Genomic DNA, 22,980 nt, shown 5'->3' with positions numbered 1-22,980 from the left:
CGGGGCAACCATCCGGTTCGCGAGCGACATTCCCCCGGCGCGTGAAGAACGTGTGACGCGCGCGCAACAGAGCTCCGGGCCGGTCGAGTTGACGTGGATCGGTGCGTGGTCGGCAGGTTTCCCTCACCACTCCCCCTGAATTCACCGGGAGTTCGATTGCAGACTCATGTCGAATACATGACACGTCCTCAACTCCCTTGATCTACGCCCGTAGAGCGGCCAGTCTTCTGATCACTCCGGGAGCGGAACACACCGCTCCCGACCGTGTGTGTGGCCACACTCACCCCCCACCGCCGCCGCGCCGCCCCACCCAGGGCGCCGCCGCCCATGAGGAGGACTCCCTCGTAATGGCACTGTTGAAGAACACCACGGCCCGCCTCGCGGTGACGGTCTCCACCGCGACCGCCGCAGCCCTCCTGGGGACGTTCGCCGCCGTCCCCGCCCAGGCCGCTCCCGCCGAGGGCGTCGTACTCGCGGCCGGGTCGGCCGACGCCGTACCCGGCAGCTACATCGTCACCCTGAAGCAGGGCGCGGGCTTCAAGGCAGCCTCCGCCCAGGGCCGGAGCCTCATATCCGGTTACGGCGGCACGGTGCGCAAGACCTTCGGTTCCGCGCTCAACGGATACACGGCCACGCTCGACGCGACGGAGGCCAGGCGACTGGCCGCCGACCCGGCCGTCGCCTCCGTCGAGCAGAACCAGGTCGTCCGCTCCGACGCGACGCAGTCCAACGCCCCCTGGGGCCTCGACCGCATCGACCAGGCCAACCTGCCGCTCTCCGGCACGTACACCTACCCCGACACCGCCGGCAGCGGTGTGACGGCGTATGTGATCGACACCGGCGTCCGCATCACGCACTCCCAGATCGCCGGCCGCGCCTCGAACGGCTACGACGCGGTCGACGGCGACTCGGTCGCCCAGGACGGCAACGGGCACGGCACACATGTCGCCACCACGATCGCGGGGTCCACCTACGGCGTGGCCAAGGCCGCGAAGATCGTGGCCGTCCGCGTCCTGGACGACGACGGCTCCGGCACCACCGCCGGTGTCATCGCGGGCATCGACTGGGTCACCGCGCACCACGCCGCCGGCGCCCCGGCCGTCGCCAACCTGTCCCTCGGAGGCGGTGCTTCCACCGCACTCGACAACGCGGTGAAGAACTCCATCGCCGACGGCGTCACCTACGCGGTCGCCGCCGGCAACGAAGGCGTCAACGCCTCCTCCACGTCACCCGCCCGGGTTCCCGCCGCGATCACGGTCGGCGCCACCAGCAGCACGGACGCCAAGGCCAGTTGGTCGAACTACGGCTCGGTGCTCGACCTCTTCGCCCCCGGCGTCTCCATCACCGCGGGCTGGAACACCAGCGACACCGCCACCAGCACCATCTCGGGCACCTCCATGGCCACCCCGCACGTCGCGGGCGCCGCCGCCGTCTACCTGGCGGGCCACACGTCCGCCACCCCGACGCAGGTCGCCTCCGCCCTGGTGAACGGCGCCACGCCGAACAAGGTGACCAGCCCGGGCGGCGGTTCGCCGAACCGGCTCCTGAAGATCGTCCCGTAACACTGCTCCTCCACACCGGGTCCACGCACGCACGCCCCGGAGGCAACCCGCGCCTCCGGGGCGATCCGTGTCGAATCCGGTGCACTCTCCGGTGTGACGCGGGTGGATCCGTGTCACACCGGATCAGGCTGTCACGTCTCTGTTGAACCAGCCGCTGAACGCCTGCTCCTCCGCCTCGGCCGAGCGCTGCTCGGCCCGCTCCAGAGCCCTCTCGGCCTCCGCCCGCCAGGTCGCCGCGTCCGCGCGGGGCGGGGGCAGGAACGGGCCGCGCTCCGGGGCTTCGGCGCCGGCTCCGAAGAAGTCGCCGCCCTTGCGCCTGAAGTCGTCCGTCCCCCACGCGCGGCCGGAGCCGTGCAGGGGCATCTTCTGCAGATGCGGGATGTGCTTGGAACAGTGGATGTACGCCTCCTCGACGGCGACCTCCACCCACACCTGGGCGCGGCGGCCGGGTACGGGGTCGACGGCGAGCCCGAGGTGGGCGCGGCGCATCTCGTCGTCGGCCACGATCCGCGCCCTGCCGTTGACATGGAGTCCGATGCGGTCCTGGAGGAAGTCCATCATCAGGAGGCCGACGTGCGGGTTCTCCTCGATGTTGCCGAGGCTGGCCTGGACTCCGTTGCCCCGGTACTCGGGGTAGGCGAGGGTCCGGTCGTCCAGGACGTGGAGGAAGCCGGGCGGGCCGGCGCGGAAGGTGTTGTCGCACTCGCCGTGTCTGTCGGCGGTCGCGAGGAAGAACATCTCCTGTCGCGCCGCGAACTCCCGCATCCGGGTGTTGAGCCGGTCGAGAACCTGCTCGGCGTAGAACTTGTCGGCGCGCTCGGTGGTGCCCATGCGCTGCTGGACCAGGTGTTCGCCGTCGCTCCCCGGGCGAGTGGTGCGCAGCGGCGGCGTCGCCTGCCGGTGCTGCCCGGTCTGTTCGAATGTGCTCAATTCCTTGCCCCGACCAGTTCCTCGATGGAGTCGTGCCGTATGCGGTGGGAGGGGATGCCGATGCCCACCAGGGTGTCGACGCCGCGGCGGATCATGCCGGGCGGGCCGGACAGGTACGCGTCGTAGGTGTGCCAGGGGCCGTACTCGCACACGGCCTCGGGGAGGCGGCCGCTCAGGGTGCCGCCGGGGCCGTCGTCGACCACCGGACGGACCGAGAGCCAGGGGTGCGACTGCTGCATGCGGAGCATGGTCTCGATGTCGTACAGGTCGTGGTCGCGGCGGGCGCCGTAGAACACCTGGACGGAACGGCGGCGGCCGTGCTGGGCCACGTCCTCGACCAGGGCCTTGATGGGCGCGATGCCGGTGCCGCCGCCGAGGCACAGCAGCCCGTTGTCGGTGCTGTGGTCCACGGTCATGGATCCGGCGGGGGAACCGAGGCGGATCACGTGTCCCGGACGGGCGCGGTGCACGAGGGCGTTGGAGACCCAGCCCGCCGGAACGGCCTTGACGTGGAAGGAGAGCAGCCCGTCGGAGCGGGGTGCGGAGGCGAAGGAGTAGTGCCGCCAGACACGCGGCCACCAGGGGGTCTCCAGGGAGGCGTACTGGCCGGCGAGGAAGGGATACGGCTGGTCGGGACGGACCGTCACGACCGCGATGTCCGGTGTACGCATCTCATGGGCCACCACCTCCGCCTGCCACCACGCGGGCGCGCGCAGCTCGTCCTCCGCCGCCGCGTCGATCATGATCTGGGAGATCGCGGTGTAGGCCCCCACCCAGGCGGCCTCGGTCCGCGGATCCCAGCTCTGCGGGGCGTAGCGGGAGAGGGCTCCGATGAGGCACTCGCCGACGGCCGGGTAGTGCTCGGGAAGGGTGCCGTACTTCCGGTGGCCGCGGCCGAGGTGGGACAGGTACGTGGTCAGGGTGGGGGTGTCGTCCGCGTGGGTCGCGGCGGTGAGCAGCGCCCTGAAGAGGCGGTCGCGCTGGGTGTCCATCGCCGCGGGGAAGAGGGCTCGCAGGTCGGGGTGCTTCAGGAAGAGCAGGGCGTAGAAGTGCGAGGTGACCTTGTCGGCGATCGGCTCGATCTCGCCCATGGTGCGGCGCAGGAGAGCGGCGTCGGATGTGTCCTCGGGCGCCGGGGCCGGGACCGGCTCGGGCGCCGGGGCCGGTCTTGATGCCTGCGCGGGTGCCGGGGCCGGCTCGGGTGTCGGGGCCGGCTCGGGTGCCGGGGCCGGTCTTGATGCCTGTGCGGGTGCCGAGGCTGGGGTTGGGGCCGATGACGGAGGTGCCGTGCGGGTCCGGTCCGCACCGCTGCCCACCGGACGTATCGGTGTGACGGGACGGCTCGGTATGCGGTCCTCGGCGTCCCTGTCCCCGCCCCCGGGTCCGTCCTGGTGGTGCCGCGGGCTTCGACCGAACCAGCCCGCGTTCCGACTGTTGCCGCCGGTGCTGTCATCCATCGGTCTGCCTCGCCTCGAACATCTTTCGGTCGGTCTTCGTACGCGGGGTCCGAGTCTGCCCCGATTTACCTCTCCCTATCGGAATTCCCGGCCATTCACCCCCCATCTCTTCAAATCCGGTGGTATACACCGCCCTTGGCATGGCAAGGGAGCCCTGGTGTTCGAACGGGCTCGACCATACCCCGACCCCATGAATCCATGAACGGGATCTTCGGCCACCTCCACTGCGCAGGGTTTCAGCAGGTCAGCGGGGTACCCAGGGCCACGAACTCGGGCTTTGTCACGAGTTACCGACGAGTTCGAGTGATACGACAAGCCGTACGCCACGCGATTATGAGGAATTCGCTGACGGAAAACGTGCGAGGGGTCCTGAACCCCTCACAGGGTGCACGCGGGTTCTTCACTTTCCCCGCATGTGAGGTGCCGCCACAGGAAGGTGTGCAGCAGTGCCTCGTTGTGGGCGGTCTGTTCGTTGTCACCCGCGCCCGCATGGCCACCGCCCACGTTCTCGTGGAGCAGGACCCGGTGGCCGAGCTCCCGCAGCCGCGCGGCCGTCTTGCGGGCATGGCCGGGGTGGACGCGGTCGTCACGGGTGGAGGTCATCAGGAGGACCGGCGGATAGACGCGGTCCGCGGCGAGCCGGTGGTACGGCGAGAGCTCACGGAGGTGGGGGCGGTCGGCTTCGTCGTCCGGATCGCCGTACTCGGCGATCCAGGAGGCTCCGGCGAGGAGCTTGTGGAAGCGGCACATGTCGAGCAGCGGCACCTGGGCGACGACGGCGCCGAAGAGATCCGGGTGGCGGGTGAGCATCGCGCCCATGAGCAGTCCGCCGTTGCTGGCCCCGGCCGCGCCGAGCATGGCGGGGGTGGTGATGCCCCGTGCGACGAGGTCCGCGGCGACGGCCGCGAAGTCCTCGAAGGCACGCGGCCGGTGTGCGCCGAGCGCGGCCTGGTGCCACTCCGGTCCGTACTCGCCGCCGCCCCGGATGTTCGCGATCACGTACGTGCCGCCGCGCTCCAGCCACGCCCGGCCCGTCACCGCGTCGTAGGAGGGGGTGAGGGAGACCTCGAAGCCCCCGTAGCCGTAGAGCAGGGTGGGACCGGGCCCGGTGGAGGCGCGGTCGGGGCCCATGACGAAGTAGGGCACGCGTGTGCCGTCCGGGGAGGTCGCGAAGAACTGCTCCACCGCCAGACCGGTGGTGTCGAATCGGGCGGGTGCCTGCTTGAGGATCTCCGTCTCGGCGCCGATCCGTCCGCGGTGCAGGGTGGAGGGTTGCAGGAACCCCGACACGTCCAGGAAGTACTCGTCGGAGACGTCGGAGTCCGTGTCGACCACGCCGACCGCGGACAGGGCCGGAACGTCGGCGAGCGGCGTGCGCTCCCACGCACCGCCGGAGGCGGGGGTGAGGACCTCGATCCGGGTGCTGACGTCGCGCATCGTCTCCAGGATCAGATGGTGACGGGTCCACGAGTGCCCGGCCAGCGCGGTCCGCTCGTCCGGGGTGAACAGCACCGTCGCGGTGCGGTCGCCCGCCAGGAAGGCGTCGAAGTCGAACGCCAGCAGGGAGCCCGACGGCTGTCCGAGCCAGTCGGACCTCAGGGTGACGATCAGATGCCGGCGGTGGACGTAGGCGTCGGCGTCGTCGGGGACGTCGATCCGTACGAGGGTGGAGTCCGGGGTCAGGAGGTACGTCTCGGCACGGAAGAAGTCCAGGGACCGGGCGACGAAGTCCCGCTCGAAACCAGGTGTGGTGTCGCGCCATCCCGAGGCGGACACATCTCCCGGCTCTGCCTCGAAGACCGGCTCGGCCTCCTCCAGGGGCGTGCCGCGCCGCCACCGGCGCACCGTGCGCGGATAGCCGGCGTCGGTCAGTGAGCCAGGCCCGAGGTCCGTGCCGACGAAGACGGTGTCGGCGTCGATCCACCCGATCCGGGTCTTCGCCTCCGCCACGCGGAAACCGCCCTCGACGAAGGCCCGGGAGGCGAGGTCGAACTCGCGGACCACGACGGCGTCACCGCCGTCGCGCGACAGACATACCAGTGCCCGGTCGTGGTCGGGGTGGCGCACCCGCGCGCCTGCCCACAGCCACTTCTCGCCCTCCGCGGCGGCGAGCGCGTCGACGTCGAGGAGGACCTCCCACTCGGGAGCGTCCTTGCGGTACTGCTCCAGCGTCGTGCGCCGCCAGATGCCGCGCACGTGCGCGGCATCCCGCCAGAAGTTGTAGAGGAACGCTCCGCGACGGGTGGTGTAGGGGATCCGGTCCGAGGCGTCCAGCACCTCGCGCAGACGCTCCTTCAGGGCGGCGAAGCCCGCGTCGGCGACCAGTTCGGCCTCGGTCTCGGCGTTCCGCGCGGCCACCCATTCGAGCGCGGCCTCGCCTTCGACCTCTTCCAGCCACAGGTACGGATCGGCGTCATCGTGCGGCGTCATTCGCCCCACCCTACGGCCCGGCGAGCGGAAACATCTGGCAGTTCGCGAGGGCGGGGCTCTATGCTCTCGGCGATGACTACTCACTCTCTTCAGAGATTGGGGGACCCGTCCGCGCAAGGTGAGTGCTGATGCTCACTCATACCGCGTACGGTGATTCCCCCCTTTCCTTGTGGCAGCGCGTGCGAGAGTTCGCCGTGCCGCCGTCCATGATCGAGACTGCGACCGCCCGCCGTTGTGCCGGGGACTGGGCAGGAGCCTGTGCCGCCGCGCGCGTGGACGTCGACCTCGACCTGAAGTCCGTGTCACGCGCCCATGGCCGGGAACTGGCCGCCCACGTACGGGCCGATCTCCGCCATCTCGCTCCCGACCTGCTGCGCTGGCATCTCCCGAGGGTCGCTCCCGACGGGTTGCTGCGCCCCGGTCTGACGATCTCCCTGGCCCGGTACGAAGCCGCCGGTGGGGACGGCGGCGCGGTCCCGCTACACCTCGTGGTCCGGACTCCACCGGCATGGGCGGACGGCGGTCAGCGCGTCAGCCTCGCACTGTGGGACGGATCCCACGCCGAGGCGAGCGCTCACCGTCATCCGCACGCGCGCCCGAGCCGGCGGTTCCGTCTCGACCTGCACCGCCACCTGTGGGACGCGCGCAGGTCCGACGAGCTGCGGACCCGGTCCGGTGCCGACCGGCCGCCGGACTCCATGAGCTCGGATGAACGGCTCCCGGATGTACGGGAATCGGTACCGGAGGCGCACCTCTGCGCCGTCGACCGGTGGGCGGCCGAGGCTGAGCTACTACTCCACGCCGAGGGGCGGCCCGAGGGCACCGTCAGCGTGCGCCTCGGGGCCCGGCGGCGGCTGCTCCTGGACCTGGTCGCCGACCGGGACGGCCTCGGGCCGCCCTCGGTGCGCATCACGGCGGCGCCGGGCCACGGTCGCGTCTCCGAGCTGCCGGTCCTGCCCGACGCGGCGACCTGGGTGCTGCCCGACCTGGAACTGATCCGTGCCGGGCTGATCGAGGTCGACCGGCTGCACCCGCTGGTCGCCTCCGCACTCGTCCCCGGCGCGCCGTCGGGGCGTTCGCGACCGCTGCCGGACCGAACGGGGCAGCCGCACGTCGTGGAGTGCCGGGGAGCTCGGCACCGGATCGCCCTGGTCGACGGGGTGCTGTCCCCGCTGGACCACGATCCGGCGGAGATCCGCCGGGAGGAGCTGCTGGCCGCGCTGACCGGCACGCCACTCCCCTGTCTGCGGGCCATCGACCGGGCGCACCGCCGTCCGGACTGCCTCGACGGCGTCCGTGAACGTCTGCGGCACGGCGACATCGCCGGTGCGCTGGCCGTCGTCGAGGGCCTGCTGGGCCCCGACGCTCTGCTGCGCGGCGGCGCGCTCCGGGACGAACTGGAGGCGGCGGCCCAACGGCGCATCACCTACGGCCTGTTCCGGGCGGGCCTGACCGGGCCCGCACCCGGCCGTACGCACCCCGGGCCCCGCCGTCCCCGCGACCGACGCTCCCACCCACGGCACACCGTCCGCCGCTGACTCCAGGCCCTCCGTTCCCGGGGCCTCCCTCCCGCGCACTCCCTACGCACTCCGTTGTTCACACCCCGAGACCCTCAGGTGATCACCCATGCCCTCATACGCCCCGTCCCAACTCGACGTCGCCGGCGACCTGCTGGCCCTGCTGCGCGACACCACCACCGAACCTCGGCCCGACCCACAGCTGGAGGCCCTGACGCTGGCCGTGGCCGCCGACCTGCCCGTACTGCTGTGGGGTGAGCCGGGGATCGGCAAGACCGCGGCCCTCACCCAGCTCGCCGAGACCCTGGACCTGCCCCTGACCACCGTCATCGCCAGCGTGCACGAGCCCTCCGACTTCTCGGGACTGCCGATCATCGGCGACGACCCGGCCGAACACGGTGTCCCGATGGCCCCGCCGGACTGGGCCGTACGACTCGTACGCGCCGGCCGGGGGCTGCTGTTCCTGGACGAACTGTCCACCGCCCCGCCCGCCGTTCAGGCCGCCCTGCTCCGTCTCGTCCTCGAACGGCGGATCGGCGCCCTTCAACTGCCGCCCGGGGTACGCATCGTGGCCGCCGCCAATCCCCGGTCCTCGGCGGCCGACGGCTGGGAGCTGAGCCCGCCCTTGGCCAACCGGTTCGTCCATCTTCAGTGGATCCACGACCACGAGGTCGTCGTCCGCGGTCTCGGGGGGACGTGGCCGCGGGCGACGCTGCCCCTGCTCGACCCGGGGAGGGTGCCGGAGGCCGTGGCCCACGCCCGCCGCGCGGTGTGCGGGCTGCTCGCCGCGCGCCCGAAACTCGTGCACCAGCTGCCCGGCAACGAAGCGCGCCGGGGCGGTCCGTGGCCGTCGCCCCGCAGCTGGGAGATGACCCTGCACCTGATCGCCTTCGCGACCGCCGCCGGCTCCTCCCATGACGTGCTGTCCATGCTGGTCAGGGGAACCGTCGGCGACGGTCCGGGGCTCGAACTGCTGGCGAGCCTGGACCGGATGGACCTCCCGGACCCCGAGACACTGCTCGCCGACCCCGCCGGTGCCGACCTGCCCGAGCGCGGGGATCTCCGCCAGGCCGTGCTCGACGGCGTGGTGGCGGCGGTCCGCACACGCCCGGACAAGTCCCGCTGGGACGCCGCGTGGGCGCTCCTGGTGCGGGCGATGGAGACCGGCGCCCCCGACCTGGTGGTCGTACCCGCGACCACCCTCGCCTCGCTGCGCCGGGAGGAGTGGGACGTACCTGCGGCGATCGAGCGGCTGGCCGGAGCGGTGTCCCTGTCCCGGCGGGCCGACCGGGCGGCGGCCCGGGCCGCGTTCGCCACGCAGGCCGGCCGGTGAGCGCGGGCACACCGGGGACGGCGCCGAAGGCCCTGGATCGCGACAAGCTGTTCGCCGCCCGGCTCCAGGCCGCGCGGGTCCGGCCCTATCTGGCGACGGCGCTGTTCGCCCTGCACACCGTGGAGTCGACGCGGGTACCGACGATGGCCGTGGACCGGCACTGGCGGTGCTACGTCTCACCGACGTTCGTCGACCGGACCCCGGTGGAGGAACTGGCCGGGGTCTGGGTGCACGAGGTGTCGCACCTGCTGCGCGACCATCACGGGCGCGGTGACCGGGTAGCGCGGGAGCGGGGGCTGACGGGTCCGGGGGAACGCCTGCGGATGAACATCGCCGCGGACTGCGAGATCAACGACGACGTGTTCGGCGACGGTCTCGTCCGCCCTGAGGGCGCTGTCGATCCGGAGGCCCTGGGGCTCTCGGCGGGGGAGCTCATGGAGGACTATCTGCGGCAGTTCAGCCTCGGGCCGCTCACCCAGGAACACGCCTGGCTGGACTGCGGCAGTGGCGCCGACGGGCTGGAGAGGGAGTGGGACCTCGGACCGGACGGCGCGCACGGCCTCAGCGAGCAGGAACGGGACGCGGTGCGGTTCCGGGTGGCGCAGGGCATCGTCGGCCGTCCGGGCAGGGCCTCGAAGGCGTGGCAGCGGTGGGCAGAGGAGGCGTTCCATCCTCCGCAGCCGTGGCGGGCGTTGCTGGGGGCGGCGGTCCGCTCGGCGGCGTCCGGGGCCGGCGCGGGCGACGACTACACCTACGGCCGGCCCGCCCGGCGGTCGGCCGGGGTGCCGGGCGTCGTGCTGCCGAGCCTGCGGCGCAAGCCGCCCCGGGTCTCCGTGGTCATCGACACGTCCGGCTCGGTCAGTGACGCCGAACTGGGCAGCGCGCTCCTCGAGGTCGCCGCGATCTCCCGTGCCGTGGGCGGTCGTCGGGATCTGGTCACCGTGGTGCCGTGCGACGCCGCCGCCCGGATCGCGCACCCGCTGTGCCGCGCCGAGGGGATCCCACTGCTGGGCGGCGGGGGTACGGATCTGCGCACCGGCTTCGCCAAGGCGCTCGGAGCACGGCCCCGGCCGGATGTCGTCGTGGTCCTGACCGACGGTCAGACGCCCTGGCCGGACAGCCGACCTCCGTGCCGGACGGTGGTGGGGCTGTTCCCGAGGCGGTACGAGACCGGTTCGTGGGACGAGGACGATCCCGACTACGTCCCGCGTTCGCCGCCCGACTGGGCACGCGTCGTCGACATCGGGTAGGGGCGCGCGGCCGGGTGGGCGCACCCTCTCCATCGGGTCATGGCACCTGCCGAATATCTGCACATCGTGCGCGTGACCAGGACGTGCCCCCTTCAATGCTCCTCGATCCGCCGGGCGGATCCCGTCCGTCTGTTGTGGCTCTGTCCGTTTGGTGCCCCGAGTGCGAAGGGTCGCCCGGATCTGTTACTCGATCCTGCGGAGAAGGTGTCACCGTTCGGTGAAATTAGCTGCACGGCTGCTGTCCGAGGTACACAACCACACACGTGGGAGCGTCAACAGAATTGGCCGGGTAGCCCGTTCGCGTGCTTGGATCACCGCGCTGCGGCAGTCGTGAGAAGTAAGGCCGAGTTCGGCCTGCTGAATCGCCGCAGGAATGGAATCCCCCCAACAAATGAAGGGTGCGCAACATGCGTAACGACCTGGAGACCCGCGAGATCGCCGACACCGAGCTGGACGCCGTTTCCGGCGGTCTCGTCAGCGTCTCCGGCGGCCTCGCCGGCGCTGCCACCAGCGACGTCACCAACATCCTGGGCGCCGTCGGCTCCCTCCAGACCGTTCAGGGTGTCGAGGGCCTCGTCGCCGGCGTCCCCGGCCTGGCCACCGGCGTCACCGGCGTTTCGGTCAACGCCTCCGCCGTCACCGGTCTCGCCGGTCTCTGAGTGGAATACCCATGAACCCCGGAACCGTCCCGGTTCCGGGGTTCATGGCCTCTCCCGTGCCGAACCGAAACGAATGCAGTTGAAGGAATAGTCCGTGCAGTTCCGCCAAAAGGCACTTTCCAAGCTGCAATCGCCCGAAGAACTCGATGTGCCCGTACGCTTCGCGCGCCCGCAGGGCCGCCTCGTACTGGCCGTCACGGTCGTCGTCATGGCCGCCGCGAGTGTCTGGGCGCTCACCGGCACGGTGTCGTCCAAGCTGAGCGCGCCCGGCATCCTCACCCGTGCCGAGGGCAGTTATCTGCTGCAGAGTCCGGTCGCCGGACAGGTGACCGACGTCCTCGTCGAGGAAGGCCGTTCGGTCTCAGCCGGAACGCCCCTCCTCACCGTCCGTACGGACCAGGGCGACCGGCCCGTGCGCGCGGTCGCCGACGGTCGCGTGACCACGCTGTTCGCCAGGATGGGTTCGGTCGTCACGACCGGTGCCGACGTGGCGACGGTGGAGCGCGTGACGCATCCCGACGATCCGCTGGTGGCCATGCTCTACCTGCCCGGCGACAGTGCGTCGACGATCCGGGTGGGCGCCCCGGTCGACCTGAGCGTCCAGTCCGTGCCCCGGGACCGCTTCGGAGTACTGCGCGGCCGTGTGAAGGCGGTGGGCCGCGCGCCCCAGACGCAGGCGCAGATCGGCAACTTCCTCGGCGACAGCGGACTCGCCGCCCAGTTCTCCCGGCAGGGCAACCCGGTCGCGGTGCTTGTGACCCTGGAGCGCTCCTCCGCCACCAAGTCCGGCTACACCTGGTCCTCCACGGACGGGCCCCCGAACGCCGTCGACTCCGGTACGCCGGTCACCGGCGCCGTCCACCTCAGCGCGCAGCGCCCCGTCGACTGGCTGCTGCCGTGAGCGCGCGCAGGGAGGCCCAGGAGTCCGCCGGGACCCGCGCCCGCTCGCGCTCGTCGGCCCGCCGGCTCCCGCCCGCCGGGCGCCGTCACCGCCCCGCTCCCAAGGGCAGGAAGCCCAGGACCGTCCGCACCCCCACCGTGCTGCAGATGGAGGCGGTGGAGTGCGGCGCCGCCGCCCTGGCCATGGTGCTCGGCCACTACGACCGCTTCGTCCCCCTGGAGGAGCTGCGGATCGCCTGCGGCGTCTCCCGCGACGGGTCACGGGCGAGCAACCTCCTCAAGGCAGCGCGCAGTTACGGGCTCCAGGCCAAGGGCATGCAGATGGACCTGGCCGCCCTGGCCGAGGTCAGCGCCCCGGCCATCCTGTTCTGGGAGTTCAACCACTACGTCGTCTACGACGGCATGGGCCGGCGCTTCGGCCGCAGGGGCGTGTACGTCAACGACCCGGGCAAGGGCCGCCGGTTCGTGCCCATGGAGGAGTTCGACACCAGTTTCACCGGCATCGTGCTCACCTTCGAGCCCGGTGCGGGTTTCCGCCGCGGCGGGCGCAAGCCGGGTGTCATGAGCGCCATGCCGGCCCGCCTGCGCGGCACGTCGGGCACGATGGCGGCCGCCGTGATCTCCAGCCTCCTGCTGGTGGCCGTCGGCGCGTGGGTGCCCGCGCTGAGCCGTACGTACATCGACATGTTCCTCATCGGGAGCCAGACCTCCCTGCTGGGCGTCCTCTTCGCGGCGATGGCGACCACCCTCGTTCTCACCGCGACGCTCACCGCGGTGCAGCAGGCCAATCTGCTGCGCGGGCGGATCATCTCCTCCACCCTGGGCAGCGCCCGCTTCCTGCGGCACCTGCTCAGACTTCCCATCACCTTCTACGCCCAGCGCAACCCGGCCGACCTGGTCCAGCGCCTTCAGTCCAACGACGCGGTCGCCGAGACCCTCGCCCGCGACCTGGCCGCAGCGGGCGTGGACGCCGTGGTCGTCCTGCTCTACGCGGTGCTGCTGTGGACGTACGACCCGCAGCTCACGGTCGTCGGCGTGCTGATCGCGCTGCTCAACGTGGTGGCCATGCGGATCGTGATCCATCTGCGGGCCACCAACACCCAGAAGCTGCGCGCCGAGAGCGCCCGGCTCACCAACACCTCGTACAGCGGTCTTCAGCTCATCGAGACGATGAAGGCCACCGGCGGCGAGAACGGCTTCTTCCGGCGCTGGGCCGGGCAGCACGCGACCACCCTCGACGTCCAGCAGCGGCTGGGTGTGCCCAGCGCGTGGCTGGCGGTCGTCGCGCCCACCCTGGCCGCGCTCAACAGCGCGCTGATCCTGATGATCGGCGGTCTGCGCGCGGTGGAGGGACATCTCACCGTCGGTCTGCTCGTGGCCTTCCAGGCGCTGGTGACCAGCTTCACCGCGCCGATCACCCGTCTCAACGGAGTGGCGGGGCGGATCCAGGACTTCGCCGCCGACGTCGCCCGTCTCAAGGACGTGGAGAACTTCCCCGTCGACCCGCTCTACACCCGGCGCGAGCCCGCCGCCCGCACCCGCCGTCTCAAGGGCCATGTGGAGCTGGACGACATCACCTTCGGCTACAGCCCCCTGGACGCCCCGCTGTTGACGAACTTCTCGCTCTCGGTCGGCCCCGGGCAGCAGGTCGCGCTGGTCGGCGGCTCCGGCAGCGGGAAGTCCACCGTCTCCCGGCTGATATCCGGCCTGTACGCCCCTTGGGAGGGCGCCATCCGCATCGACGGAATGCGACTCGAGGACATCCCGCGCAGCGCGCTGGCCGCCTCCGTCTCCTTCGTCGACCAGGACGTCTTCCTGTTCGAGGGCACGGTCCGCGACAACGTCGCGCTGTGGGACCCCTCGATTCCGGACGAGGCCGTGGTCGCCGCCCTGGAGGACGCCGCCGTGTACGACGTGGTCGCCCGGCGCCCCGGCGGCATCCACAGCCGCGTGGAGCAGGACGGCCGCAACTTCTCCGGCGGCCAGCGCCAGCGCCTGGAGATCGCCAGGGCTCTGGTGCGCCGGCCCAGTGTCATGGTCCTCGACGAGGTGACCAGCGCCCTGGACGCGGCGACGGAACAGATCATCATCGACAACCTGCGGCGCCGTGGCTGCGCCTGCGTGGTCATCGCCCACCGGCTGAGCACGGTCCGCGACAGCGACGAGATCGTCGTGCTCGACCGGGGCACGGTCGTGGAGCGCGGGCGACACGAGTACCTGGTCGCGGCGCAGGGGCCGTACGCCGAACTGGTCAAGGAGCACTGAGGTGACGTTCCCTCACCACCCCACGGTCCAGGGCCACCACCCGGCGGTCCCCGGGCAGGACACGACGGCCGCCGGCCACGGCGCGACGGTCGTCACCGGCGGACAGCACTGCGCAGGCGCCCACGACCCGGTCGTCGCGGCGCTCGGCGGACTGGGCTCGGCGGTCGACTGCACCGGCGTACGCAGCATCTCGCTCGAAGGCCCGCACGTGCTGTGGCTCGTCGTCGACGGCGCCCTGGACCTGTTCGCCGTCGACAGCGCACAGCTCGGCCCCTGGCACTTCCTCGGCCGGCTGGAGGCGGGCACGCTGCTGCTCGGCCCGGTCGAGGGCCCCGAGCACACCCTCATCGGCCGCCCGCTGCAGGGCTGTCTGCTGCGCCGCGTCGAGCTGCGCGAGCTGTACCGGCAGGAGTACGGCGACCAGTGGGACACGAACCAGTGGGCGGCGAGCCAGTGGTACGGCGAGCAGGGGCAGTACGGCGCCGTCCCGCCCCAGCTGAGCCCCTTGGAGAACGCCTTCGCGCTCGGCATCGGCCGCGGTCTGCGCGTGCTGTACCAGGCACCGCTTGACGGCCGCGCCACCACCGGCGGGGGCGGGGCCGACGACGACATCCTCTGGATGCAGATCACCCCCGGCAGCGTGCAGTACGGCGCGGCGTACGAGGGGTACGGCGGGTACGAGGACGACACCGTCGGCACCCTGCTCGTCGACCAGACGATGTGGCACGGCATGGTCGACCAGCAGTACCGGCTGCTGTACGCACTGGACGCCTGGATCGAGCAGCTCGAGCGCGCCCACGAGGACCGGACGGCGGCCGGGATCGAGGCCGGCGAGGCCGCCCGTACGCAGGCGGACCAGGCACTGCTCGACTCCATCGGCCGCTCCCGCTCCTCCGGCGGCGGTCCAAGGCGTCGCGCGAGCGACGACGCGACGTACGCCGTGTGCCGTCTGGTCGCCGACGAGGCCCGCATCACGCTCTCCGAACCGACCGAGGCGGGCACCGCGTCCGCCCGTCTCGACCCGGTCGAGCGCATCGCGCTCGCCTCGCGGATCCGCACCCGTGTCGTCAAGCTCGGCGGCACGTGGTGGCGGGAGTACGGCGGGCCCCTCGTCGGCCACCGCGAGGAGGACGCGGCCCCGGTCGCCCTGCTCTGGCGGCGCGGCCGGTACGAGGCCGTAGACCCCGCCACGGGCGAGCGGGAGCGCATCGGCAGGGCCAACGAGGCGTCCTTCGAACCGCGCGCCGTGATGCTCTACCGGCCGCTGCCCGACCGGCCGCTGGGCCTGGCGGCGCTTCTGCGGTTCAGTGTGCGGGGCACCCGCGCGGAGCTGCGGAGTCTGCTGCTGGGCGGGCTGGTCGCGGTCGGCCTGGGTTCGCTGGTGCCCATCGCCACCGGCAAGGTGCTCGGCGAGTACGTACCCAACGCCGAGAACGGCCTCATCGTGCAGACCGCGGTCGCGATCGTCGCGACCAGCGTGGTGTCCGCCGCCTTCATGCTGTTGCAGAACATCTCCATCCTGCGCATGGAGGGCCGGATCGAGGCCACGTTGCAGCCCGCGGTGTGGGACCGGTTGCTCCGGCTGCCGACGAGGTTCTTCGCGGGCCGCTCCACCGGTGAACTGGCCAGTGCGGCCATGGGCATCAGCGCCATCCGCCGGGTACTGTCCGGCATCGGCCCGGTCGTCGTCCAGGCGGGCACCGTCGGCACGATGAACCTGGTCCTGCTGCTCGTCTACAGCGTGCCGCTCGCGCTGGTCGCACTCGCCATGCTGCTCGTCATCGCGGCGGTCTTCCTGGGGCTCGGGCTGTGGCAGCTGCGCTACCAGCGACAGCTGATCAAACTCGGCAACAAGCTCAACAACCAGGCGTTCCAGACCCTGCGGGGCCTGCCCAAGCTGCGCGTCGCCGCGGCCGAGAGCTTCGCCTACGCCGCGTGGGCCGGCGAGTTCGCCCGCACCCGTGAGCTGCAACAGAGGGTCGGCCGGCTCAAGAACGTCGTCACCGTGCTCAACGCGGTCTGTCTGCCGCTGTGCACCCTCGTGATGTTCATGCTGCTGGCAGGACCTGCCCGGGGCTCCATGTCCGCGAGTGAGTTCCTCACCTTCAGCACCGCGGTGACGATGATGCTGTCCTCGGTCACACAGCTGACCGGTGCGCTCCTGTCGGCCGCCGCCGTGCAGCCGATGTTCGAGCAGGTCAAGCCGGTCTTCCGGGAGACCCCCGAGGTACGCGGATCCAGCACCCCTCCGGGCGAGCTGAGCGGCGCCGTCGAGGCCCAGAACCTCTCCTACCGGTACAGCGACGACGGTCCGCTGGTCCTCGACGACGTCAGTTTCCAGGTTCGGCAGGGCGAGTTCGTCGCGATCGTGGGTGCCAGCGGCTGCGGCAAGTCGACGCTCCTGAGACTGCTCATCGGTTTCGACAAGCCGGTGTCCGGCAGCGTGCGGTACGACGGTCAGGACCTGGCGGCGCTCGACCAGGCGGCCGTGCGGCGCCAGTGCGGTGTCGTCCTGCAGAACGCCCAGCCGTTCTCGGGCTCCATCCTGGACTGCATCTGCGGCACCGAGACGTTTCCGCTCGAGGACGTGTGGGCGGCCGCCGCGATGGCAGGCCTGGCCGAGGACATCAAGGCGATGCCGATGGGGTTGCACACCATGCTGTCGGACGGCGGTGGCACCATCTCGGGCGGTCAGCGTCAGCGGCTGATGATCGCCCAGGCCCTGATCCGCAGGCCCCGCGTCCTCTTCTTCGACGAGGCCACCAGCGCGCTGGACAACGAGGCCCAGCGCGTGGTGATCGAATCCACCCGCGCCCTGAACGCGACCCGCGTCGTGATCGCCCACCGCCTGTCCACGATCATGGACGCCGACCGTGTGATCGCCATGGCGGACGGCCGGATCGTCCAGCAGGGCCCGCCCGCCGAGCTGCTCGCCGACACGGGCGGTCTGTTCCACGAACTGGTCCGCCGCCAACTGCGCTGAGTCACCCGCCGGCCCCGGTGCCGCTCGCGAGATCCCAGTCGAGTTCCCACAGGCGCAGGGTCCCGTCCGTGCTCCCGGACAGCAGACAGCGGTCGCCCGGGGTCAGCGCGATGCCCTGGACCTCGTCCGCATGGGCGTCGAGGGTCCGAAGGAGGCGACCTGTGGCCGTCTCCCAGAAGCGAACCGCTCCGTCCTGTTCGGCGGAGACCGCGAACCGGCCGTCGGAGGTCAGCCGGGCCATCAGGACCTGACCGGACCTGTCCTCGTCGGCCGAGGTGCCGTTCGGCGAGATGTCGTCCACGTCGTCGAAGGACCGGACGAACGCGCCGGTGGCGGCGTCCAACAGCCAGAGCGTGCGGCCCCGGTGGTCCCCGGCGCACAGCACGTGGCGGCCGTCCGCACCGAGGCAGACCGAGTCGATCCACGCTCCCTCGTGCGGGATGCTGAGAGACGTACCGGCGTCGACGTCCCACACCCGCACCTCCCCGTCGGCTCCGCCCCAGACCGCGCGCCGTGCGTCGGGGCTCAGCCACACCTCGTTGCACCAGGTCCCGTGCCCCGTCAGGGTCCGCACGCAGTGCCCGCTGGTCAGGTCCCATATCCGCAGGCTGTTGTCGCCGCAGATGCCCAGGGCGAGCATCCCGTCGGCGCCGAAGGACACCGCGGCGCGGTCCCCTCGCGCTCCGATGCCCGGCGGACCCCACCGGCCGTCGGGCTTCCGGGTCTCCAGGCGGACCGGCCAATGGCCGTGCGGCTCGGACCACATGACGATCCTGCCGCCCCCGCTCGCCATCACCCGCCGCCCGTCGGCACTGAGCGCGACAGCCGCGCCCGACGCGGCCTCCCACTCCTTGAGTCGCGTCCCGTTCGTGGCGTCCCACAGACGGACCTCCTCTCCCCCGCCGGCGACGCGCCGTCCGTCCGCGGAGATCGCCACCGACACTCCGGACAGGGCGCCGGGGAAAGTGCGTACGGGTGTGACGGAGCGCAGCCCCGCACGGACCGTCGCCGCCCCCAGGGCTCGCCACGCGTCCATCACCTCCGGGGTGCGCTCGTGGCCGGGCACGGCCCGGGCCCGTTCGAGGAGTTCGAGTGCCTCGGGGTGGCGGCCGGCTGCCATCGCTTCCCGGGCCGCGGCGAGGAGCGTCTTCGCCCGTCGCCCGTGCCGGTCGAGGTCGCCGTGCCGGCGGCGGACGCTCAGCAGGGGTGTCGCTGTGAACGTCCCAGACAGATCCCAGGTCCATCACCGCGCCTCGTCCCCGTCGACGGACACCGCGGAGCGGGCGTCGGCGCCGAAGCGGACACGCAGCACCCCGTCGCGGTGCCCCCGGAAGGTGCGCGCCGCCGACGCGGGCAAGGTGATGAACCCGATGGAGTGCCGTGGCCAGGTCGAGGGCGGAGTCGCCCAGGCGCTCGGCGCGACACTCTTCGAGAACGTACGGGTGGACGAGCGCGGCCAGGTGACGACTGCCGCCTTCCGCCGCTACCGGCTGCCGCAGTACGCAGATGTCCCGCGCACCGAGGTCCACTTCACGGAGACCACGGACGCGATCGGCCCGCTCGGCGCCAAGTCGATGAGCGAGAGCCCCTTCAACCCGGTCGCCCCCGCCCTCGCGAACGCCCTGCGCGACGCCACGGGCATCCGCTTCACCGAGCTGCCGGTGACGCGCGACCGCGTATGGCTCGCCCTCGACCGGCACACCCGCCGCCCCGTCGCGGAGCCCCCCGCTCTTGGTGCATGAAACTGGAAGATGCGTACGGATCTCTCGTGGCAAGCTCACAATCGCACAGGAGGAGGCCGCATTTGCCTCGCAAGCACGATTCCCCGGGGCGGAGGTCGGGTAGCACTGGGCGCAGTCGCCGCACACTCCGTCCTTGAGGGGGACCCGATGAGCCGACTCAGCACGCCGCACCGCCCGGGCACCGCGCGCACCGGAGCCTTCGAGGTGTACGGGGACGTGGCCCGGCCCGCCACGCTGACCGTGGCGGACCTGCGCCGCGACTGGCAGCAGCACCGTGCGGACGTCGTCTTCGACTGCGCCACCGCAGGCCCGCAGCATCACACCTTCGAAGGCCCCCTGTTGCGCGAGGTGGTCGGTGGCACCCTCCCCGGCTTCGACCCCGCGCGGCGCAAGGAACGCTCCCGCTTCCTGCTGGCGGTGAGCGGCGGGGACGGCCACCACGCCGTGCTGTCGTGGGCGGAGATCGACGCCGACTTCGGCGACACGCCCATGCTCCCCGCGACGCGCATGGACGACGTCGACCTCGACGCGACCGGCGCCCAGCTCGTCGTTCCCTCCGACCGCTGCGGCGCGCGGTACATCAGCGCCGTCACCAGGATCTGGATCGGCGCCTACCTGCCCACGGGCTCCCGGCCGGCGGGGCGGCGGGCCAGGTAGAGGCCGGTGGTCGCGGCGAGCACCGTGACGCAGGCGGTGAAGATCAGCCCGGCCGCGTCCAGACCCACCCACATCGTCAACGCGCCCACGCCCACGACCGGCAGGGAGATGCCCGTGTAGGCGACGACGAAGAACGAGGAGACCGTCGCCGCCCGGTGCGCGGGCGGGGCCGCGGCGCCGACGGCGGTCAGCCCGGCACGGAAGGAGAGCCCCTGGCCGAGCCCGCCGCAGACCGCGCCGGCCACCAGAAGGGGCAGGGTCTCCACCCAGAGGGAGGCGCCGACGAGCAGGAGGCCGAGGACCAGGACCAGGCAGCCGAGCGGCAGCGCGGCGCTCACCGGCAGCTTCCCCGTCAGCGACTGGCCCACGGTCGAGGCGAGGAACACCGAGAAGACGACGAGGCCCGAGACGGCCAGGTTGGTGATGTCGAGGGTCTGGGCGACGAAGCTCGGCGCGACCGCCGTGAAGAGGCCGAGGAGCGCGAACCCGGCGAAGGCGGCGAGCGCCGAGGGGGTGAAGACGGCGCGTACCTCGGGCGGTACGTACAGGCCCTGGGGCCTGGGCCGGCTCCCGAAACGGGCATGGGCGACCGTCTCCGGCAGGAGCAGGACGATGACGCAGGCCACGCACACCAGCCCGAGGTGGGTCAGGAACGGCAGGGACAGCGGCATCGGGGCGTACTCGGCCAGCAGTCCGGACAGCAGGGGTCCGCAGCCGAGGCCGCCCATGTTCGCGGCGGTCGCGGCGAAGCCCGCGCGTGACTTCCGCTCCGGTCTCGCCAGCTCGAGGACGGTGACCGTGCCCGCCCCGCTCAGTAGCCCGGCCGAGAAACCCGACAGCAGCCGTCCTGCGAAGAGGAGCGGCAGACCGCCCTCCAGGAGGAAGCACACCGCGCTCGCGGCGGCCAGGCCCAGCGCGATCAGGAGCACGGGACGGCGCCCCGCCTCGTCCGAGTAGTTGCCGACCAGCAGCAGGGTGGCGATCACGCCCACGGCGTAGCTGGCGAAGATCACCGTCACCATCAGCTCGGAGAAGCCGAGTTCTTCGCGGTACAGCCCGTACAGCGGTGTCGGCAGCGTCGTGCCGGCCATGCCGATGGCGAAGACCGCTGCCGCCGCCCCGTAGCCGAGGCGGCGGTGAGGGGCCGTCACGCCGTGCTCACCCCGCCCCGTGCCAGCGCGAACACGCCGAAGACGATCAGGCCGACGCCCACCACCTCCGGCACGAGCCACCACCCGCCTCGTACGTGCTCCTCGTACAGCAGGACGCCCAGCATGAGGCTCACCGTGGCGTCCCCCAGGGTCAGCGCAGGTTGCGAGGCGACGAGCGGCCCGCCCTGCATGGCGTGTTCGAGCAGCAGAAGCGCCCCGATCCCGGTCACGCCGAAGGCGTACGTCTGCCAGGACGTCAGGAACGCGCTCAGGCCGCCCTCGTCGAGGATGTGCATGGAGGCCTTCATCAGGGACGCGGTGAGCGCGTAACAGATCGCCGTGGCGCCGCCGAGGCATCCGGCGCGGGCGCGGCCGGGTGGCTTCCGCAGTCCGGCCGCCGCGAGCACCACCACCGCGGCGGCGCTCACCACGAGCGCCGGGATCCATCGGTCCAGCTCCACATGCGTACGGTTCCCGGTCGGCGAAGCCGCCACGAGCGCGACCCCGAGCCCCAGCACCACCCCGGCCACGGCCAACCACAGCCCCCCGGGCAAGCGCTCCCGTGTCATGAGCGACGCGATCAGCAGCGCGAGCGGCAGTTCGAGCACGAACAGCGGCTGTACGAGCGACAGCGCACCGGTCGCCAGGGCCGCCGCCTGCCCGACCCCGGCGGCGATCACCGCGAGGATGCCCGCCAGCCAGAGCGGGCGCCGCAGCAGATCGAGGATCAGGCCGGGCCGGAACGAGTCGGACTGGGGAACGGTGAGCGCGGCGCGGCGTTGCAGCACCGTGGCGAGCGCATTGCTGAACGCGGCGAACACCGCGAACAGGACCGGCAGGACGATGCCCATCCCCCGATACTCACCGGCGCGGGGCGAAGGCCGCCGCGACGACACCGGCCGGGGGCCGTGGTTCCCCGGGTATTCGCCCGTCCGGACCCCCGGCACACCGATCTCGGGCGAATGTGGGGACGCGGGCGTGGTCCGCCGAGTCCGTGGTGGTACGTCGTTGGCCATGCAGCCAGGCAGACCTCCGCAGGTGGTCCCGTTCCTCCGTACCGCCGCCGCCTACGCATGGCGGCTGCTCGTCGTCGGAGCCGCGGTGTACAGCGTGTTCGCGCTGCTCGGGCGCTTCCACGAGATCGGGGTGGCGCTGTTCCTCGGCCTGGTGGTCACCGCGCTGCTGCGCCCGGTCGCCGATGTGGTCGCCCGGGGGCTGCCCCGGCCGCTGGCGGTCGCCCTCACCCTCCTCGGCAGCATCGCGCTCCTCCTCGGGGTGCTGGCGCTGGTCGGGGAGGCGGTGGACGGTGAGCGGACGACGCTGGTACGCGAGTTCCGGGAGGGCATCGACCGGATCGAGGACTGGCTGGAGCGGCCGCCGTTCCGGGTGAACCCGGACGCGCTGTCCGACGTCCAGGGCAAGATCGGCCAGTACCTGTCGAGCCACCGGTCCACGCTGGTCAGCGAGGCGCTGAGCGGGGCGCACCGTCTGGTGGCGGTGCTCACCACGCTGGCCCTGGCCCTGTTCTGCTCGGTGTTCTTCATCCACTCCGGCGACCGGCAGTGGGACTGGCTCCAGGAACAGTTGCCGCCGAGCGTGCGGGGCCGGGTGGCGCTCGGCGGACGTGCGGCCTGGCGGACCTTCACGGGCTACACCCACGGCATCGTGCTGGTGGCGGCGGTGAACGCGATCCTCGTCGGTCTCGCGCTGTGGCTGCTCGGGGTGCCGCTGGCGGTCCCGCTGGCGCTGCTGGAGTTCCTGGCCGCCTTCGTCCCGCTGATCGGCTCACCGATCGCACTCGCGGTGGCCGCCGTCGTCGCGCTCGCGTCGCAGGGTCCGCTGGTGGCGGCGATCGTGGTCGCCCTGATCGTGGTCATCGGCCAGATCGAGGGACATCTGCTGCATCCGCTCGTCATGAGCTGGGCCGTACGGCTGCACCCCCTGGTGGTCGCGATCTCGGTGATCGCGGGGACGATCGCGGCGGGCATCGTGGGTGCCGTGGTCGCCGTGCCGCTGGTGTCGGTGATCTGGTCGGTCCGCACGGCGCTGCGCGCCTCCCGGGAGGAGACCGCGGGGTGAGACCTCTTCGTGCCTCGGACGAGGGGCGGCGACGGCCCCGGTTTGGGTAGGGTGCCGGTCGACAA

Annotated in this window: 16 protein-coding genes and 1 pseudogene; 11 read left to right on the top strand and 6 right to left on the bottom strand. The window is 72.0% G+C overall.

Annotated features, from left to right (window positions below):
* Positions 1 to 347: 347 nt before the first annotated feature.
* Positions 348 to 1,562, top strand: coding sequence for a S8 family peptidase (locus tag ABZ939_RS16165; RefSeq protein ID WP_361854439.1), 1,215 nt, complete (start codon positions 348 to 350; stop codon positions 1,560 to 1,562).
* Positions 1,563 to 1,685: 123 nt separating this feature from the next.
* On the opposite strand, the gene ABZ939_RS16160 is transcribed toward ABZ939_RS16165, so the two are convergent.
* From ABZ939_RS16160 to ABZ939_RS16150, 3 genes are all read right to left on the bottom strand, one after another.
* The gene (locus ABZ939_RS16160; protein WP_361854604.1) at positions 1,686 to 2,393 is read right to left on the bottom strand and encodes a pyridoxamine 5'-phosphate oxidase family protein; all 708 of its coding nucleotides are present in this window, start codon (positions 2,391 to 2,393) and stop codon (positions 1,686 to 1,688) included.
* 95 nt (positions 2,394 to 2,488) lie between these two features.
* On the bottom strand, positions 2,489 to 3,949 hold the full coding sequence (locus ABZ939_RS16155) for a globin domain-containing protein (RefSeq protein ID WP_361854436.1): 1,461 nt from the start codon (positions 3,947 to 3,949) through the stop codon (positions 2,489 to 2,491).
* A 378-nt stretch (positions 3,950 to 4,327) separates the two neighbouring features.
* Positions 4,328 to 6,379 (bottom strand): prolyl oligopeptidase family serine peptidase, encoded by a 2,052-nt coding sequence (locus tag ABZ939_RS16150; RefSeq protein ID WP_361854433.1) that lies wholly within the window; start codon positions 6,377 to 6,379, stop codon positions 4,328 to 4,330.
* Positions 6,380 to 6,507: 128 nt separating this feature from the next.
* Between ABZ939_RS16150 and ABZ939_RS16145 the strand changes: the two genes are divergently transcribed.
* The 7 genes from ABZ939_RS16145 (at position 6,508) to ABZ939_RS16115 (ending at position 17,286) form a co-directional block, all read left to right on the top strand.
* Complete coding sequence (locus ABZ939_RS16145; protein WP_361854430.1) at positions 6,508 to 7,917, top strand: hypothetical protein; 1,410 nt, start codon at positions 6,508 to 6,510, stop codon at positions 7,915 to 7,917.
* Between the two features lie 88 nt (positions 7,918 to 8,005).
* Complete coding sequence (locus ABZ939_RS16140; protein WP_361854428.1) at positions 8,006 to 9,229, top strand: MoxR family ATPase; 1,224 nt, start codon at positions 8,006 to 8,008, stop codon at positions 9,227 to 9,229.
* A complete protein-coding gene (locus tag ABZ939_RS16135) occupies positions 9,226 to 10,479 on the top strand; it encodes a VWA-like domain-containing protein (RefSeq protein WP_361854425.1) in 1,254 nt (417 codons plus the stop codon). Before ABZ939_RS16140 ends, ABZ939_RS16135 begins: the two co-directional genes overlap by 4 nt.
* Positions 10,480 to 10,886: 407 nt before the next feature.
* The gene (locus ABZ939_RS16130; RefSeq protein WP_361854422.1) at positions 10,887 to 11,138 is read left to right on the top strand and encodes a hypothetical protein; all 252 of its coding nucleotides are present in this window, start codon (positions 10,887 to 10,889) and stop codon (positions 11,136 to 11,138) included.
* Positions 11,139 to 11,232: 94 nt separating this feature from the next.
* Positions 11,233 to 12,039, top strand: a complete 807-nt coding sequence (locus ABZ939_RS16125) for an HlyD family efflux transporter periplasmic adaptor subunit (RefSeq protein WP_361854420.1) — start codon at positions 11,233 to 11,235, stop codon at positions 12,037 to 12,039.
* Between the two features lie 146 nt (positions 12,040 to 12,185).
* Positions 12,186 to 14,303, top strand: a complete 2,118-nt coding sequence (locus ABZ939_RS16120; protein WP_361854601.1) for an NHLP family bacteriocin export ABC transporter peptidase/permease/ATPase subunit — start codon at positions 12,186 to 12,188, stop codon at positions 14,301 to 14,303.
* Positions 14,304 to 14,454: 151 nt separating this feature from the next.
* The gene (locus ABZ939_RS16115; protein WP_361854598.1) at positions 14,455 to 17,286 is read left to right on the top strand and encodes an NHLP bacteriocin export ABC transporter permease/ATPase subunit; all 2,832 of its coding nucleotides are present in this window, start codon (positions 14,455 to 14,457) and stop codon (positions 17,284 to 17,286) included.
* 1 nt (position 17,287) lies between these two features.
* On the opposite strand, the gene ABZ939_RS16110 is transcribed toward ABZ939_RS16115, so the two are convergent.
* Complete coding sequence (locus ABZ939_RS16110; RefSeq protein ID WP_361854417.1) at positions 17,288 to 18,406, bottom strand: hypothetical protein; 1,119 nt, start codon at positions 18,404 to 18,406, stop codon at positions 17,288 to 17,290.
* Positions 18,407 to 18,626: 220 nt separating this feature from the next.
* Between ABZ939_RS16110 and ABZ939_RS16105 the strand changes: the two are divergent.
* Both ABZ939_RS16105 and ABZ939_RS16100 read left to right on the top strand, forming a co-directional pair.
* Positions 18,627 to 19,028: pseudogene (locus ABZ939_RS16105) on the top strand (molybdopterin cofactor-binding domain-containing protein); the annotation flags it as partial.
* Between the two features lie 147 nt (positions 19,029 to 19,175).
* Positions 19,176 to 19,685 carry a molybdopterin-dependent oxidoreductase gene (locus tag ABZ939_RS16100; protein WP_361854414.1) on the top strand — a complete coding sequence of 170 codons (510 nt, stop codon included), beginning with the start codon at positions 19,176 to 19,178 and terminating at the stop codon, positions 19,683 to 19,685.
* Here the strand turns inward: ABZ939_RS16100 and ABZ939_RS16095 are convergent.
* Positions 19,640 to 20,836: an MFS transporter gene (locus tag ABZ939_RS16095; RefSeq protein ID WP_361854411.1), complete on the bottom strand. Its 1,197-nt coding sequence runs from the start codon at positions 20,834 to 20,836 to the stop codon at positions 19,640 to 19,642. The genes ABZ939_RS16100 and ABZ939_RS16095 overlap by 46 nt on opposite strands.
* Positions 20,833 to 21,687, bottom strand: a complete 855-nt coding sequence (locus ABZ939_RS16090) for a DMT family transporter (protein ID WP_361854408.1) — start codon at positions 21,685 to 21,687, stop codon at positions 20,833 to 20,835. Before ABZ939_RS16090 ends, ABZ939_RS16095 begins: the two co-directional genes overlap by 4 nt.
* Before the next feature lie 163 nt (positions 21,688 to 21,850).
* On the opposite strand from ABZ939_RS16090, the gene ABZ939_RS16085 reads away from it, so the two are divergent.
* Positions 21,851 to 22,915 (top strand): AI-2E family transporter, encoded by a 1,065-nt coding sequence (locus ABZ939_RS16085; protein ID WP_361854405.1) that lies wholly within the window; start codon positions 21,851 to 21,853, stop codon positions 22,913 to 22,915.
* The last annotated feature ends 65 nt before the right edge of the window (positions 22,916 to 22,980 follow it).

Origin of the sequence: Streptomyces sp. NPDC046712 (assembly GCF_040645695.1) — a bacterium.
In the GTDB taxonomy this organism is placed as follows: Bacteria; Actinomycetota; Actinomycetes; order Streptomycetales; family Streptomycetaceae; genus Streptomyces.
Note: the sequence above shows the minus strand (reverse complement) of the source record. Positions and strands in the feature narration are given on the sequence as shown.

Bases quoted from the DNA above. Each gene is read 5' to 3' on its own strand.
- ABZ939_RS16160 (WP_361854604.1), bottom strand. From the start codon at position 2,393: ATGGGCACCACCGAGCGCGCCGACAAGTTCTACGCCGAGCAGGTTCTC.
- ABZ939_RS16090 (WP_361854408.1), bottom strand. From the start codon at position 21,687: ATGGGCATCGTCCTGCCGGTCCTGTTCGCGGTGTTCGCCGCGTTCAGC.
- ABZ939_RS16150 (WP_361854433.1), bottom strand. From the start codon at position 6,379: ATGACGCCGCACGATGACGCCGATCCGTACCTGTGGCTGGAAGAGGTC.
- ABZ939_RS16145 (WP_361854430.1), top strand. From the start codon at position 6,508: ATGCTCACTCATACCGCGTACGGTGATTCCCCCCTTTCCTTGTGGCAG.
- ABZ939_RS16100 (WP_361854414.1), top strand. From the start codon at position 19,176: ATGAGCCGACTCAGCACGCCGCACCGCCCGGGCACCGCGCGCACCGGA.
- ABZ939_RS16165 (WP_361854439.1), top strand. From the start codon at position 348: ATGGCACTGTTGAAGAACACCACGGCCCGCCTCGCGGTGACGGTCTCC.
- ABZ939_RS16110 (WP_361854417.1), bottom strand. From the start codon at position 18,406: ATGGCAGCCGGCCGCCACCCCGAGGCACTCGAACTCCTCGAACGGGCC.
- ABZ939_RS16155 (WP_361854436.1), bottom strand. From the start codon at position 3,949: ATGGATGACAGCACCGGCGGCAACAGTCGGAACGCGGGCTGGTTCGGT.
- ABZ939_RS16140 (WP_361854428.1), top strand. From the start codon at position 8,006: ATGCCCTCATACGCCCCGTCCCAACTCGACGTCGCCGGCGACCTGCTG.
- ABZ939_RS16085 (WP_361854405.1), top strand. From the start codon at position 21,851: ATGCAGCCAGGCAGACCTCCGCAGGTGGTCCCGTTCCTCCGTACCGCC.
- ABZ939_RS16120 (WP_361854601.1), top strand. From the start codon at position 12,186: ATGGAGGCGGTGGAGTGCGGCGCCGCCGCCCTGGCCATGGTGCTCGGC.
- ABZ939_RS16130 (WP_361854422.1), top strand. From the start codon at position 10,887: ATGCGTAACGACCTGGAGACCCGCGAGATCGCCGACACCGAGCTGGAC.